This window comes from Micromonospora sp. SL4-19, assembly GCF_047921475.1.
Classification (GTDB): domain Bacteria; phylum Actinomycetota; class Actinomycetes; order Mycobacteriales; family Micromonosporaceae; genus Micromonospora.
Window position 1 is genome coordinate 20868 of sequence record NZ_JBLROB010000005.1, and the last position, 14174, is coordinate 35041.

Below are 14174 nucleotides of genomic sequence, written 5' to 3' on the forward strand. Positions count from 1 at the left end.
GTCGCTGACGGTAGCGGCACGATTGCGGTTCTGCTACCCCCTCGGCTCCCCTGTGGACAACGACGCCTTACGATGAGCCACGCCGACGTCACCGGACGAACAGGCGGAGGAGGCACCGTGAGCGCGAGGAGTGAGCCGGGCCTGCGAGCCCCGCAGTCGCGAACCAGGACGGTCCGGTGACGGCGACCACGACCGGCCGGTCACCACGGTGGACCGCCCGACCGGCACCCGGCGTACGGGCCGGGCAGGTGGTCGCGGCGCAGGTCGCGGTGGCGGTGCTGGCCGCGGCCGCCGGTCGGGGGATGGCCTGGACCGGGGCCGCCGTGCTGCTGGCGGCGCTGCTGCTGCCCGGCGCCTGGCTGCGGTTGCGCGGCCGATGGCTCTACCAGTGGCTGCTGGTGGGGCTGGGGCACCTGACCCGGCGGCGGTCCCTGGCGGCGGCCTCCGGGCCGGCTGCGGTGCTGGAGCTGGTGGCCCCCGGGGCAACGGTCCGCTCCGCCGAGCTGGCCGGCGGGCCGGCCGCCGTGGTCGACGACGTCGCCGGAATGACCGCGCTGCTGGAGATCGGCGACCCCGGCGACCTGCTCGGCGACGGTCCGCAGGCCCTTCCCGCCCCGCTGACCCTGCTGCCGCCGCCGGGCCCGGCGAGCCCACCGGTCCGGATCCAGCTGCTGCTCTCCGCCTCCCCCGCCCCGGCGCCGGCCGCCGCCCCGGGTCCGGTCGGGGCGTCGTACCGCCAGCTCACCGACGGGCGGCTGGCCGGGCGGACCCGTGCGGTGCTCGCCGTCCGGGTGCTCCGGGCCGACGGCTGGTCGGACGAGGAGTTGCATCGGGCGCTCTCCGGCACGATCCGGCGCGTCGTCCGCCGGCTCGGCCCGCTGACCGGCCGGCCGCTGGGCGGGCCGGCCGCGCTCCGGGTGGTCGCCGAACTGGCCCACCACGACGCCGGCGCGCCGGTCCGCGAGAGCTGGCCGGTGGTGACGGTGGGCGGGCTGTCGCAGGCCACCTGGCGGCTGCGGCGCTGGCCCGATCCGCGTACCGCTCCGGCGCCAAGTCTGGTGGCCCGGCTGCTCGCGCTGCCGGCCACCGCCACCACCGTCTCGCTCTGCGTCGGTCCGCGCGCCGGCTCCGACGCCGCGCCGGTGCCGGCCGAGCTGACCGTACGGCTGGCCGCCCGGAGCACTGCGGAGCTGTCGGCCGCCGGGCGGGCGCTGCGCCGGCTCGCCGGGGACCTCGGCGCGCAGGTCCGGCGGCTCGACGGCGAGCATCTGGACGGCCTGGCCGTCACCCTGCCGCTGGCGGTGGCCCGGGACGGCGCGACACCGGCCCCCGCGGAGCTGGCCGCGCTGGAACTTTCCCTCGGCGAATCCGGGCTGATGGTGGGGACCAACCGGCGCGGCGGCGCGGTGGCCGTACGCCTCTTCCGCCCCGGGGCGACCCGGCTGCTGCTGGTCGGTGGGGTACGCGTCGCGCAGCTCATGGCGCTGCGGGCGCTGGCGCTCGGGGCCCGGGTGGTGGTGCAGACCGCCCGACCGCGGGTGTGGGAGCCGTTCCTGCGGGGGGCGGGCGGACCGGGCACCGTCCTGCTGATCCCACCCGGGCGGCCGGTGGGCGGCGCGCCGGGCTCGCCGCTGCATCCGTTGCTGCTGGTGGTCGACGCCGGGCCGATGCCGCCGGAGGTGGGTCCGGAGGAGGCCTGGCGGTCCGTTCTGGTGGTGCGGGACGAGCTCACCCCGGCGGACGCGCCGGCGCTGGCCCGGGCCGACCTGGCGATCCTGCAGCCGCTCGACACGGACGAGGCGGCGCTGGCCGGCGCGGCCCTGGGCCTCGGCGGCTCGGCGGACTGGCTGACCCGGATCCGTGACGACATGGTCGCCGTGGTCAACCGACGCGCGCTGCGCTGGGCGCTGCTGTCGCCGACGCCGATCGAGTCGCAACTGGTCGGGCGCCTGAGCCGTCGCTGAACCGGCCGTGATTCGTCGATCTTCACGGGTTCCCCCGGTGGACGGAGCGTGGCACGATCCCGGCCATGGATTTCCTGAAGGGTCTTCTGATTCGGCTGGCCTCGACGGCGGTGGCCTTCTGGCTGGCCACGCTGATCATCCCGGGCATCACCCTGAACGCCGAGACGGTCACCGAAAAGGTGACCACGCTGGTGCTGGTCGCGGCGATCTTCGGGGTGGTCAACGCGGTGCTCCAGCCGATCATCAAGACCGTCGGCTGCGGCTTCTACCTGCTGACCCTCGGCCTGATCGCGCTGGTGGTCAACGGCCTGCTCTTCCTGTTGACGAGCTGGATCGCCGGTCAGGCCGGGCTGCCGTTCCACGTGGACGGCTTCTGGCCGGCCGCGCTGCTGGGCGCGCTCTTCGTCAGCATCGTGACCTGGCTCCTCGGCACCGTCCTCGACCGCGACTGATCGCGCGTCGCCCGTCGATTCCCGCCCGCCGGCCAGGGCCAGTGGGCGGGAATTGGCTGGCGAGGGGCGGCTCCACCGGCAGTAGCGTCGCAGGGGTGTTCACCCTGACCCGCCCCGACGGCTATCAGCTCAGCACCGAAGCGTCCCGGCTCGACCTCGAGCGGGTGCACCGCTGGCTCTCCACCGACGCGTACTGGGCGATCGGCCGGGAGCGTGAGACGGTCGAGCGGGCCTTCGCCGGCTCGATCGGCTTCGGCGTCTACCGACCCGGGGACGGGCGGCAGGTCGCGGTGGCCCGTGTGGTCACCGACCGGGCCACCTTCGCCTGGCTCTGCGACGTGTACGTGGACCAGGCCGAGCGCGGCCGGGGGCTGGGCACCTGGCTGGCCGGCGCGGTCCGCGACCACCTGGCCGAGCTGGGCGTACGCCGGATCGTGCTGGCCACCGGCGACGCGCACGGCGTCTACGCCAAGATCGGCTTCGCCCCGGTCGAGCCCGATCGCTGGATGCAGCTCGACCAGCGGGTGACCCAGGTCACCGGAAAGGACCAGAGCGCCGATTCACCACTTACGGTGGAGGCGTGAACCAGACCCGCCTCGGCTACCTGTACGGCTTCGGCGCGTACCTGATCTGGGGTTTCTTCCCCATCTACCTGAAGCTGCTCCGCCCGGCCGGGGCGGTGGAGATCCTCGCCCACCGGATCGTCTGGTCGGTGGTCTTCGTGGCCCTGCTGCTGGCCGCGATGCGCAACATCGGCTTCCTCCGGGCGCTGGCCCGACGGCCCCGGGCCCTCGCCGGCATCGGCACCGCCGCCGCCCTGATCGCCGTCAACTGGGGCACCTACATCTACGGGGTGAACTCCGACCGGGTGGTGGAGACCGCCCTCGGCTACTTCATCAACCCCCTGGTCATCGTCCTGATCGGGGTCTTCCTGCTGCGCGAGCGGCTGCGCCCGGCGCAGTGGGCGGCGCTCGGCGTCGGCGGCCTCGCCGTCGCGGTGCTGACCGTCGACTACGGCCGACCGCCCTACCTGGCGCTCGTCCTGGCGTTCAGCTTCGCCGGGTACGGCCTGGTCAAGAAGCGGCTCGGGCTGCCCGCCGCGGAGGGGCTCTTCGTCGAGTCCGCGGTGCTGGCGCTGCCGGCGCTGGCATATCTGGGCTGGCTGACCCGGGACGGCGGGGCGACGTTCGGGCACGTCTCCGCCGGGCACACCGCGCTGCTGGTGCTGGCCGGCGCGGCCACCGCGATCCCGCTGCTGCTCTTCGCCGGGGCGGCGAACCGGCTGCCGTTGTCCACCATCGGCATGCTGCAGTACGTCGGCCCGATCCTCCAGCTCGGCTGCGGCGTGCTGATCTACCACGAGCCGATGCCGCCAGCCCGGCTGGCCGGCTTCGCCCTGGTCTGGCTCGCCCTGGTCGTCTTCACCACGGACGCTCTCCGCAACGCCCGGCGTACCCGCGCCGCAGCGCGGGCCAGCACGCCGGTTCCCGCCGCGACCCGCTGATCCCTCAGCGGACGTCGTAGGCGAGGACGGGGCTGTCGTCGCCGCGCAGCAGCTCGAGCCGGACCAGTTCGCCCCGGGTGAAGTGGGTGGCGCCGGTGAGGCGCACGTCGTCGCCGGGGGCGGCCAACCAGGAACCGATCTGCTCCGTCACGCCGTCCGGGCCGTGCGCCACCAGCCGGAAGGTGTACGCCTCGCGGTAGCCGGCGCGCTGGTCGTACCCGCAGCGCATGGTGACCTCGGTCCCCCAGTCGGTGGTCGTCAGCCCGATCTCGGCGTGCAGCGGGACCGCGCCGGCGACCGGCCGCATCGCGGCCAGGGGCACCTGCGGCGCCGCCGGGGCTGCCGGGCGGACCAGAGCCACTCCGATGCCGGCCAGCACCGCGAGGGCGGCCGCGGCGAGCGCGGTCAGCACGTACCGTCGGCGCGACCGGGACCGCTCACGGTGCCGGCGCTCCCGCGCGGCCTCGAGCAGCGCGGGCACCTGGGAGGTCGCCGCCACCGACGGCAGGAACTGCTCCAGCCCGGCCGGGTCGAGCCGCCCCAGCAGGCCGGGCAGCACGGCGAGCTCGGCGACCGCCTCGCGGCACGCGGCGCAGCCGGCCAGGTGCCGCTCGTAGGCGGCCCGTTCCGTCGGGGCGAGGGCGCCCAGCACGTACGCGCCGTCGTCGTGCGCGAACTCGCAGCGGCTCATCCGGTCACCCCCATCTCGGCCAGCACCAACCGAAGTGATCGCAACGCGTAGTGGGTGCGCGACTTCACCGTGCCCGGCGGCACGCCGAGCCGGGCCGCGGCCTCCGCCACCGACCGTCCCTGGTAGAAGCACTCGACCAGCACCTCGCGGTGGGTCGGGCTGAGCCGGTTCAACGCCTCGGCCACGGTCCACGCCTCCACCGCACGCTCCGCCTCGTCGATCGTCTCGGGAGGTTCGGGCAGCTCGTCGGTGTAGACCTCGCCGACCCGGCTGGACCGTCGCCGCCAGGCGTCGATGGCCAGGTTCCGCGCGGTGGTGAAGAGCCAGGCACGCACCGACCCGCGTCGCGGGTCCAGCGACTCCGGGTGCCGCCAGGCCCGTAGCAGCGTCTCCTGGACGAGGTCCTCGGCGCGCGCCCGGTCGCCGTTGACCAGCCGGAGGGCGTGCGCGAGGAGCGCGTCGGCGTGTTCGTCATGCAGCGCGCGCAGCAGTTGGGCGTCGTGGTCGCTGATGGCGGGTCTCCTCGCTCCCGTACGGCGCGTCCGGCGGTTGCGTTTGACTGTGGATACGTGCGGTGGCGCCGTTCGGTTCAGCCCCAGCTCGTCGCGTAGGTGTTCACATCCGATTCACGTCCGCGCCGGCATCAGCCAACCGTGTCCTGGCAGCGTCCGCCCCGTACGTCTGCGGGGTCCTTCGGCGCGTCACTGCTCGGCGGCGACGCCTTCGGCGATCGCGCGCGCCACGGTGAGCAGCTTGGCCCGGACCACCCGGGCGGAGGTCATCATCTCGCTGGCCGGCAGCGCGCAGGCCAGCACCACCCGGCGCTCGATGTCCTTGTCCGGGGTGACCAGCACCGCCGCGCAGGCCACCCCCTGCCGGAACTGCCCCAGCTCCAACTGCATGCCGCGCCGGTCGCCGGCGGCCAGATCGGCCTCGAACGCCTCGGACGTGGTCAGCGTGGCGCTGGTGAACGGGCGCATGCCGTACTCGCGCAGGTAGCGCAGACGCTGCTCGGCGGTGAGGGTGGCGAGCAGGCTCTTGCCGAGGGCGGTGGCGTGCGCGCCCTCGTCGAAGCCCGGCACCAGATCCTCCAGGTACGGCGAGCGCGGCCCCTCGGCCACCGCCGTGACCGCCACCTGGCCGCCCACGAACCGCCCCAGGTAGTGGCTCCAGCCGGTGTCCACCGCCGCCCGCCGCAACGACTCGCCGACCGCTGGCGGCCCCCGGAACGCGGTCACCAGCTCCCGGTACCGGTCGGCGATCTCCAACCCGACGATGTACGTCCCGTCCTCCCGCCGGATCACGTATCCCTCGTACGCGAGGGTGCGGACCAGGTGGTACGTGGTGGCGACGGTCAGCTCGCAGCGACGGGCGATCTGCTTGACCGTGAGTCCCCTCGGCGCACGGCCGACCGACTCAAGCACTCGAAGCGCACGGGAGACACTTCGGATCAGATCCGAAGGCTCCGCCAGGGGGTCGCGCACAACCACCTCCGCCGCCGGGGACTTACACCATATGAAAATCAGGCCGAGTGCGAAATGCCTGTTCGGATCGAGGATGCCAGATCACCGGGTGCAGCCCGTACACCGACAGACACGATCCGTTGCCAAAACGTAACCGGCGTAGGTTTGGCTGATCATGACCGACACCACGCTGCACCCCGCACCCCCCACCTCCCGAGCCGCCATCGGCGTCAGCGCGGGCGCCATCGCCACCACGATCGCCTGCGTCCTGCCCGTCTTCCTGGTCGGCGGCCTCGCCGTGCAGATGGGTCACGACCTGCACTTCTCTCCCGCCGGGTTGGGCCTGGCCGTCTCGGTCTACTTCGGGATCAGCGCGCTCGCCTCGGTCCCCTCCGGCGCGCTCGTGGAGCGGTACAGCCCCGCCGTGGTGGCCCGCGCCGGCATCCTGCTCTCCGCCGGCTCGCTGCTGGCGGTGGCGGGGCTGGCCCGGTCGTATCCGGCGCTGGTCGGGCTGCTCGGGCTCAGTGCCGCCGCGAACGCCCTCGGGCAGCTCGCCAGCAACATGGCGCTGGCCCGGCACGTGCCCGCCCACCGGCAGGGGCTCTCCTTCGGGGTGAAGCAGGCCGCGATCCCGGTCTCCACGCTGCTGGCCGGCGCGGCGGTGCCCACCATCGCCCTGACCGCCGGTTGGCGCTGGGCGTTCGTGGCCGCCGCCGCAGCGGCGCTGGCCGCGCTGCCCGCCGTCCCCCGGCAGGCAAGCGCCTCCACCGGGCGGGCCAGCGCCGGACGGGCGGGCCGGGCGACGGTGGCGCTGGTGGTCCTCGGCGTGGCCGCCACCCTGGCGGCCGCGGCGGCGAACGCGCTGGGCACCTTCGTGGTGGACTCGTCGGCCGCGCGCGGGCTGTCACCGGCCCTGGCCGGCCTCACCCTGACCCTGGGCAGCGCGGTCTGCGTGGTGGCCCGGATCGGTGCCGGCGGGCTCGCCGACCGCCGGGAGACCGGGCACGTCGCGCTGATCGCCGCAATGCTGGTGGTCGGCGCGGTCGGGCTGGCCCTGCTGGCCCTGGCCGGCTCCGTGTCGCTGGTGGCCGGCGTGGTGCTCGGCTTCGGGCTCGGCTGGGCCTGGCCCGGGCTGATGAACTTCGCGGTGGTCAAGCTGCACCCGCAGGCCCCGGCCGCCGCCACCTCGATCACCCAGACCGGGGTGTACGCGGGCGGCTGTCTCGGCCCGCTGGGTCTCGGCGCCCTGGCCGACGGTCTCGGCTACCCCACCATGTGGACGGTGGCCGCCGCGTCGATGCTGGTGGCCGCGCTCCTCATGCTGATGGGCAGCCGCCTCCTCGCCCGCCACTGACGGAGAGCAGCGTCGATCAGAAGGTTTGCGTGGCCGCAGGCCGCTTCCGACGCAAGCCTCTTGACCGACCCGGGCGTCAGCTCGTGCGGTCGGCGATGTAGTCGCAGAGGGACTCGAGGGCACGACGGGCGGGGCTGTCCGGCAGCGGCGCGAGCCGGGCGCGAGCGTCCTCGGCGTAGCTGCGGACCGTCTCCCGGGCACGCTTGAGCGCGGGGGACTCGCGAAGCAGGCCGAGCGCCTCGGCGTGCAGCGCGTCGTCGACCAGCGGGCCGGTGGCCAGGATCTCCCGCAGCCGCACCGAGGCGGCGTCCGAGTCGTCCGAGGCCAGCGCATAGAGCACCGGCAGGGTCGGCACGCCCTCCCGCAGGTCGGTGCCGGGCGTCTTGCCGGACTGCACCGACTCGGAGGCGATGTCGAGCAGGTCGTCGGAGAGTTGGAAGGCCACCCCGATGATCTCGCCGTACCCGGCCAGGGCCTCGATGTGCTCGACGGAGGCCCCGCCGAACATGCCGCCGAAGCGGGCCGAGGTGGCGATCAGCGACCCGGTCTTCTCGGCGATGACGTGCAGGTAGTGCGCGACCGGGTCCCCGCCGCGCGGGCCGACGGTCTCGGCGATCTGCCCGTGCACCAGCCGGGCGAAGGTGCGCGCCTGCAGGCGCACGGCCTCGACGCCGAGGTCCGCCGCGATGTCCGCGGCCCGGGCGAAGAGATAGTCACCGACCAGAATGGCCACCGAGTTGGTCCAGCGGTAGTTGGCGCTCGGGGCGCCCCGGCGCACGGCCGCCTCGTCCATGACGTCGTCGTGGTAGAGCGTCGCCAGGTGCGTCAGCTCCATCACCACGGCGGCCGGTACGACCTGCGCGCAGGTCGGATCGCCGAACTGGGCGCCCAGCGCCACCAGCAGCGGGCGGAACCGCTTGCCGCCGGCCTCCATCAGGTGCCGGGCCGCCTCGGTGACGAGCGGGTCGGCGCTGGCCACGCTGGCCCGCAGCTCGGTCTCGACCTGTTCCAGCAGGCCCAGCACGGACGCCTCGACGCGCGGGTCGGCAAGCTCCAGGCCGAGCGCGCCGAACTGACCCGTGCCGTCCGGCCCCCGACGACCGCCGGAGCCGGTGACACCTGAACGCTCGCCAGCCGGAATCACCACGTCCTCAACCATGCCACACCCGTTCGACCTGCCCGGCGAGGGGGATACGGACCGGGGGCCGGTACGCCACGCGTACCGGCCCCCGGTGGGGGAACCACTGTCATCGCACGAATTCGGCGGCACTGTTGGCCAGGTCGAGCAGCGGCGCGGGGGCGACACCCAGGACCAGGGTGGCCAGCACTGCGACGACCAGGGCCGCCGAGGTGAGCCCGCCCGGCACGGTGACCGTCGGAGTGGCGTCGCCCGGCTCGGACAGCCACATCATCACCACGACCCGCAGGTACGGGAAGGCCAGCACCATGCTGGTCAGCACACCGGCGATCACCAGCCAGGCCTGGTTCGCGTCCAGCGCCGGGGCGAAGATCGCGAACTTGCTGGTGAACCCGCTGGTCAGCGGGATACCGGCGAAGGCCAGCAGGATGAAGGTGAAGATCGAGGCGAAGAACGGCGACCGGCGGCCCAGGCCGGCCCAGCGGGACAGGTGGGTGGCCTCCCCGTCGGCGTCCCGGACCAGCGTCACCACGGCGAACGCGGCGATCACCGAGAAGCCGTACGCGACCAGGTAGAACATCGTGCCGGAGAGCCCCTCCTTGCTCGGGGCCAGCACGCCCACCAGCAGGTAGCCGGCGTTCGCGATCGACGAGTACGCCAGCAGCCGCTTGATGTCGGTCTGGGTGACCGCCAGCACCGCGCCGACCAGCATGGTCAGCACCGCGACCGCGCCGATCACCGGGGTGTAGTCCCAGGCGGCACCGGCGAAGGCGACGTGGAAGACCCGCAGCAGGGCGCCGAAGGCGGCGACCTTGGTGCAGGCCGCCATGAAGCCGGTCACCGGGGTAGGTGCGCCCTGGTAGACGTCCGGGGTCCAGACGTGGAACGGCGCGGCGGCGGCCTTGAAGAGCAGACCGATGGCGAGCAGCGCCATGCCGGCGAAGAGCAGCACCGGGCTGGACGGGGAGCCGTCGACCGCGGCGTGCACGGTGGCGAAGTCGACGCCGGCCGAGCGACCCGGGGTGCCCGCGGTGAAGCCGTAGATCAGCGCCACGCCGAACAGGAAGAACGCCGAGGCGTACGCGCCGAGCATGAAGTACTTCAGCGCGGCCTCCTGGCTCAGCAGCCGCCGGCGCCGGGCCAGCGCACAGAGCAGGTAGAGCGGCAGCGAGAAGACCTCGAGCGCGATGAACATGGTCAGCAGGTCGTTCGCCGCCACGAAGATCAGCATGCCGCCGATTGCGAACGTGGTCAGCGGGTACACCTCGGTGGTGCCGCCGACCCCCTCGGCCTGCCGCCGGTCGTCGGGCGAGTCGGCGGTGACCGCGGCGTGGGCCACGAAGGCCCCGCCCCGCTCCACCGCGCGCTCACCGATCAGCAGCAGCGCCATCACGGCCAGGATGAGGATCGCGCCCTGCAGGAAGAGCGTGGGCCCGTCCACCGCGATGGCGTGACCGGCGGTGATCAGCCGGTCGTCGGCGTTGAGGATCACCATGGTCAGCGCGGCGAGCACCGCCGCCAGAGCGAGCAGCAGCTGCACCGGGTTGCGCAGGCGCCGCGGCACGAACGCCTCGACCAGGACACCGACCAGGGCGGCGCCCAGCATGATCAGGATTGGAGCGAGCGCCGCGTAGTCGAGCGACGGCAACTTCAACTCGGTCACTGGACTGACCTTTCGTTCGTGAATGCGGGGCTCACTCGCTCCGCTCGTTCACTCCTCACGCTCACCGGCGGGCCTCCTGCACATCGCGGACCGTCGGGGCGGGGTCGGTCCGACCCACGTCCTGCATGGTCGCCTTGACGGCGGGGTTGATGACATCGGTGACCGGCTTGGGATAGAAGCCGAGCAGCACGATCAGCGCGATCAGCGGGGCGACCACGACCTTCTCGCGCAGGCTGAGGTCACGGCGCATGCCGTCGACCTCGGTCAGGGCCGGGTTGAGGGTGCCCTGGGTGGTGCGCTGCACCATCCACAGCACGTACGCCGCGGCCAGGATGATGCCGAGCGTGGCGATCACCGCGACCGGCTTGTTGGTGGTGAACGTGCCGATCAGCACCAGGAACTCGGAGATGAACGGCGCGGTGCCGGGCAGCGCCAGCGAGGCGAGACCGGCGAAGAAGAGCACCCCGGCCAGCACCGGGACCAGCTTGCCCGCGCCGCCGAAGTCGCTGATCAGCGCCGAGCCGCGCCGGGCGATCAGCATGCCCACCACCAGGAAGAGCAGGCCGGTGGCCAGGCCGTGGTTGAGCATGTAGAGCACCGCGCCGGTGCCGGCCTGGGTGGTGAAGGCGAAGATGCCGACCCCGATGAAGCCGAAGTGTGCGATCGAGGTGTAGGACACCAGCCGCTTGAGGTCGTTCTGCCCGACCGCCAGCAGCGCGGCGTAGATGATGCCGATCAGGCCCAGCGCCAGCGCCCACGGGGCGAACCACCTCGACGCCTCGGGGAAGAGCGGCAGGCAGTACCGCAGGATCCCGAAGGTGCCGACCTTGTCCAGTACGCCGACGAGCAGCGCCGCCGCACCGGCCGGGGCCGCGCCACCGGCGTCCGGCAGCCAGGTGTGGAACGGGAAGAACGGCGCCTTGATCGCGAACGCGAGGAAGAAGCCGAGGAAGAGCCAGCGGGCCGTGTCGGTGGCGATGTCGGCCTGGCTCAGCGCCTGCCAGTCCATGGTCTTCCCGCCGACCACCCAGAGGCCGATCACCGCGGCCAGCATGAACAGACCGCCGACCAGGGAGTAGAGGAAGAACTTGACCGCCGCGTACTGCCGCTGGTGGCCGCCGTAGCTGCCGATGAGGAAGTACATCGGCACCAGCATGACCTCGAAGAACACGTAGAACAGGAAGACGTCGGCGGCGGCGAAGACGCCGATCATCGTGCACTCGAGGACGAGCAGCAGCGCGAAGTAGACCGGCACCGAGCGCTTCGACGACTCGGCGTCGTGCCAGGAGGCCAGGATCACCAGCGGCACCAGGATCGCGATCAGCATCAGCATGACCAGCGCGATGCCGTCCGCAGCGAAGGTGAAGTTGACGCCCCAGCGCGGGATCCACTCGTAGGACTCGCGGAACTGGAACCGGTCACCGTCGACCTGGAAGGCGATCCACATGACCACCGACAGCACCAGGACCAGCAGCGACCAGCCGAACGCCACCAGTTTGGCGAGGTCCGGCCGGCGACGCGGCAGCAAGGCCACGACCAGGGCGCCGACCAGCGGTGCCACGGTCAGCACCGAGAGGAACGGGAAGTTGGACATTATTCGGCCTTACCTCCGTCGTGACTGCGTGGCCCGCCGGCGGGGGCGGCCGCGTTGAGGTCGATCACGCCAGCCACCCCGCCTGCACGGCCAGGAACGCCGCCACCACGAGCAGCGCACCGGTCAGGATCGAGGTCGCGTACGACCGCACGAAACCGGTCTGCAGCCGCCGGAGCCGGCCCGAGCCCCCGCCCACCGCGGCGGCCAGGCCGTTGACCAGCCCGTCGACGCCCCGGTTGTCGAGGAAGACCAGCGCCCGGGTGAGGAAGATGCCCGGCTTCTCGAAGACCGCCTCGTTGAAGGCGTCCGTGTAGAGGTTCTTGCGGGCGGCGGTGACCAGCACGCCGGCCGGCTGCGGCTCGGTGGCCGTACCGTTGCGGAACAGCATCCAGGCCAGCCCGGCGCCGAGCACGGTGATCAGCAGCGAGAGCACGGTGATCAGCCAGTGCGCGAGAACGGGCTCGTGTTCCGCGTGCTCACCGCCGAGGCCGGCGGTGGCGGTCAGCCAGTCCGGCACGGACGTGGAGAGCAGGAAACCGGCGCCGACCGAGCCGATCGCCAGCAGGATCAGCGGAACGGTCATCAGCCTCGGCGACTCGTGCGGGTGCTCGATGTCCTCGGTCCAGCGGGCCGGGCCGTGGAAGGTGAGCACGAAGAGCCGGGTCATGTAGAAGGCGGTGAGCCCGGCACCGAGCAGCGCGGCGCCGCCGAAGAGCCAGGCGGTCCAGCCCTCCCGCTCGAAGGCGGCCACGATGATCGGCTCCTTGGAGAAGAAGCCGGAGAACGGGAACATGCCGATGATCGCCAGCCAGCCCATCATGAAGGTCAGCCAGGTGATCTTCATGTGCTTCGACAGCCCGCCGAAGCGGCGGATGTCCACCTGGTCGTTCATGCCGTGCATGACCGAGCCGGCACCGAGGAACATGTTGGCCTTGAAGAAGCCGTGCGCCAGCAGGTGCACGATGGCCAGCGCGTAGGCCGCGCCGCCCAGGCCGACGCCGAGGAACATGTAGCCGATCTGGCTCACCGTGGACCAGGCCAGCACCCGCTTGATGTCGTCCTTCGCCGCACCGATGAGACAGCCCATCAGCAGGGTGACCGCGCCGACGCTGACCACCACGAGCTGGAGCGTCGAATCGGCCGAGAAGATCGGGTTCGAGCGGGCGATCAGGTAGACGCCCGCGGTGACCATGGTGGCCGCGTGGATGAGCGCGGAGACCGGGGTCGGGCCCTCCATCGCGTCCGGCAGCCACGCCTGCAGCGGGAACTGGCCGGACTTGCCGGCCGCGCCGAGGAGCAGCAGCAGGCCGAGCACCAGCACGGTGGTCCCGGTCAGCGAGCCGACGTGACTGAACACCGCGTCGTACTGGGTGGTGCCCAGGGTGGCGAACATGACGAAGATGCCGATGGCCAGGCCGGCGTCGCCGACCCGGTTCATCAGGAACGCCTTCTTGCCCGCGGTGGCCGCGCTCGGCCGGCCGTACCAGAAGGAGATCAGCAGGTACGACGCCAGGCCGACGCCCTCCCAGCCGAAGTAGAGCATCACGTAGTTGTTGCCGAGCACCAGCAGGAGCATCGCGGCGACGAAGAGGTTGAAGTACCCGAAGAACCGTCGCCGGCCCTCGTCGTGCGCCATGTACTCGACCGCGTAGAGGTGGATCAGGAAGCCCACCCCGGTGATCAGCAGGACGAAGACCGCGGCCAGCGGGTCGAAGAGCAGACCGAAGTCCACCTTGAGGTCGCCGACCGTGATGAACTGCCAGAGGCTCAGCTGGACCTGCTTGTTCTCCAGGCCGCGGAGCTGGAGGAAGTAGGTCAGGCCGAGCACGAAGGCGGCGCCGATCGCGCCCACCCCCAGCCAGTGGCCCCAGCGGTCCGCCCGCTTGCCGAGCAGCAGCAGGATCGCCGCACTGACCAGCGGGATCGCCACCAGCAGCCAGACGCTGGTGAACAGCCCACTGGCCGAAGCAAACTGCACAGTCTCTTCCACCGGTGGACCCCTCAGTACTTCAGCAGGTTGGCGTCGTCGACGCTCGCCGAGCGCCGAGTCCGGAAGATCGACATGATGATCGCGAGCCCGACCACGACCTCGGCCGCCGCCACCACCATCACGAAGAACGCCATGATCTGGCCGTTCAGGTCGCCGTTGATACGGCTGAAGGTGACCAGCGTCAGGTTGGCCGCGTTGAGCATCAGCTCGACGCACATGAACAGCACGATCGCGTTACGCCGGATCAGCACGCCGACGGCACCGATGGTGAACAGCACCGCCGCGAGGATCAGGTAGTAGTCGGGGGTCACTGCTGAGCCAGCCTTTCGTTCGCGACTGCGGGGCTCCGCTTCGCTGTGCT

General features: G+C 72.3%; 13 protein-coding genes. 5 read left to right on the top strand and 8 right to left on the bottom strand.

What is annotated here, in order from left to right; translation table 11 throughout:
- Positions 1-176: 176 nt before the first annotated feature.
- The 4 genes from eccE to rarD all read left to right on the top strand — a co-directional run bounded on the left by eccE (position 177) and on the right by rarD (position 3920).
- A complete protein-coding gene (eccE, locus tag ACNAVT_RS09405; RefSeq protein WP_416294754.1) occupies positions 177-1964 on the top strand; it encodes a type VII secretion protein EccE in 1788 nt (595 codons plus the stop codon).
- 65 nt (positions 1965-2029) lie between these two features.
- The gene (locus ACNAVT_RS09410; protein ID WP_416294756.1) at positions 2030-2416 is read left to right on the top strand and encodes a phage holin family protein; all 387 of its coding nucleotides are present in this window, start codon (positions 2030-2032) and stop codon (positions 2414-2416) included.
- A gap of 95 nt (positions 2417-2511) precedes the next feature.
- On the top strand, positions 2512-3000 hold the full coding sequence (locus ACNAVT_RS09415) for a GNAT family N-acetyltransferase (protein ID WP_416294758.1): 489 nt from the start codon (positions 2512-2514) through the stop codon (positions 2998-3000).
- The gene (gene rarD / locus ACNAVT_RS09420) at positions 2997-3920 is read left to right on the top strand and encodes an EamA family transporter RarD (protein WP_416294760.1); all 924 of its coding nucleotides are present in this window, start codon (positions 2997-2999) and stop codon (positions 3918-3920) included. Before ACNAVT_RS09415 ends, rarD begins: the two co-directional genes overlap by 4 nt.
- A 4-nt stretch (positions 3921-3924) precedes the next feature.
- Here rarD and ACNAVT_RS09425 read toward each other — a convergent pair whose 3' ends face one another.
- The 3 genes from ACNAVT_RS09425 to ACNAVT_RS09435 form a co-directional block, all read right to left on the bottom strand.
- Complete coding sequence (locus tag ACNAVT_RS09425) at positions 3925-4611, bottom strand: anti-sigma factor family protein (RefSeq protein ID WP_416294762.1); 687 nt, start codon at positions 4609-4611, stop codon at positions 3925-3927.
- Complete coding sequence (locus tag ACNAVT_RS09430) at positions 4608-5102, bottom strand: sigma-70 family RNA polymerase sigma factor (RefSeq protein ID WP_416295187.1); 495 nt, start codon at positions 5100-5102, stop codon at positions 4608-4610. Before ACNAVT_RS09430 ends, ACNAVT_RS09425 begins: the two co-directional genes overlap by 4 nt.
- Before the next feature lie 210 nt (positions 5103-5312).
- Positions 5313-6095, bottom strand: a complete 783-nt coding sequence (locus tag ACNAVT_RS09435; RefSeq protein ID WP_416294764.1) for an IclR family transcriptional regulator — start codon at positions 6093-6095, stop codon at positions 5313-5315.
- A gap of 154 nt (positions 6096-6249) precedes the next feature.
- Between ACNAVT_RS09435 and ACNAVT_RS09440 the strand changes: the two genes are divergently transcribed.
- On the top strand, positions 6250-7428 hold the full coding sequence (locus ACNAVT_RS09440; RefSeq protein WP_416294766.1) for an MFS transporter: 1179 nt from the start codon (positions 6250-6252) through the stop codon (positions 7426-7428).
- 76 nt (positions 7429-7504) lie between these two features.
- Here ACNAVT_RS09440 and ACNAVT_RS09445 read toward each other — a convergent pair whose 3' ends face one another.
- From ACNAVT_RS09445 to nuoK, 5 genes are all read right to left on the bottom strand, one after another.
- Positions 7505-8587, bottom strand: coding sequence for a polyprenyl synthetase family protein (locus ACNAVT_RS09445; RefSeq protein ID WP_416294768.1), 1083 nt, complete (start codon positions 8585-8587; stop codon positions 7505-7507).
- 88 nt (positions 8588-8675) lie between these two features.
- Entirely contained in the window at positions 8676-10229 is a 1554-nt protein-coding gene (nuoN, locus tag ACNAVT_RS09450; RefSeq protein WP_416294770.1) for an NADH-quinone oxidoreductase subunit NuoN, read from the bottom strand.
- A gap of 61 nt (positions 10230-10290) precedes the next feature.
- Entirely contained in the window at positions 10291-11823 is a 1533-nt protein-coding gene (locus tag ACNAVT_RS09455) for an NADH-quinone oxidoreductase subunit M (RefSeq protein ID WP_416294772.1), read from the bottom strand.
- A 64-nt stretch (positions 11824-11887) separates the two neighbouring features.
- Complete coding sequence (nuoL, locus tag ACNAVT_RS09460; RefSeq protein ID WP_416294774.1) at positions 11888-13813, bottom strand: NADH-quinone oxidoreductase subunit L; 1926 nt, start codon at positions 13811-13813, stop codon at positions 11888-11890.
- 11 nt (positions 13814-13824) lie between these two features.
- Complete coding sequence (gene nuoK / locus ACNAVT_RS09465; protein WP_073834091.1) at positions 13825-14124, bottom strand: NADH-quinone oxidoreductase subunit NuoK; 300 nt, start codon at positions 14122-14124, stop codon at positions 13825-13827.
- Between the last annotated feature and the right edge of the window lie 50 nt (positions 14125-14174).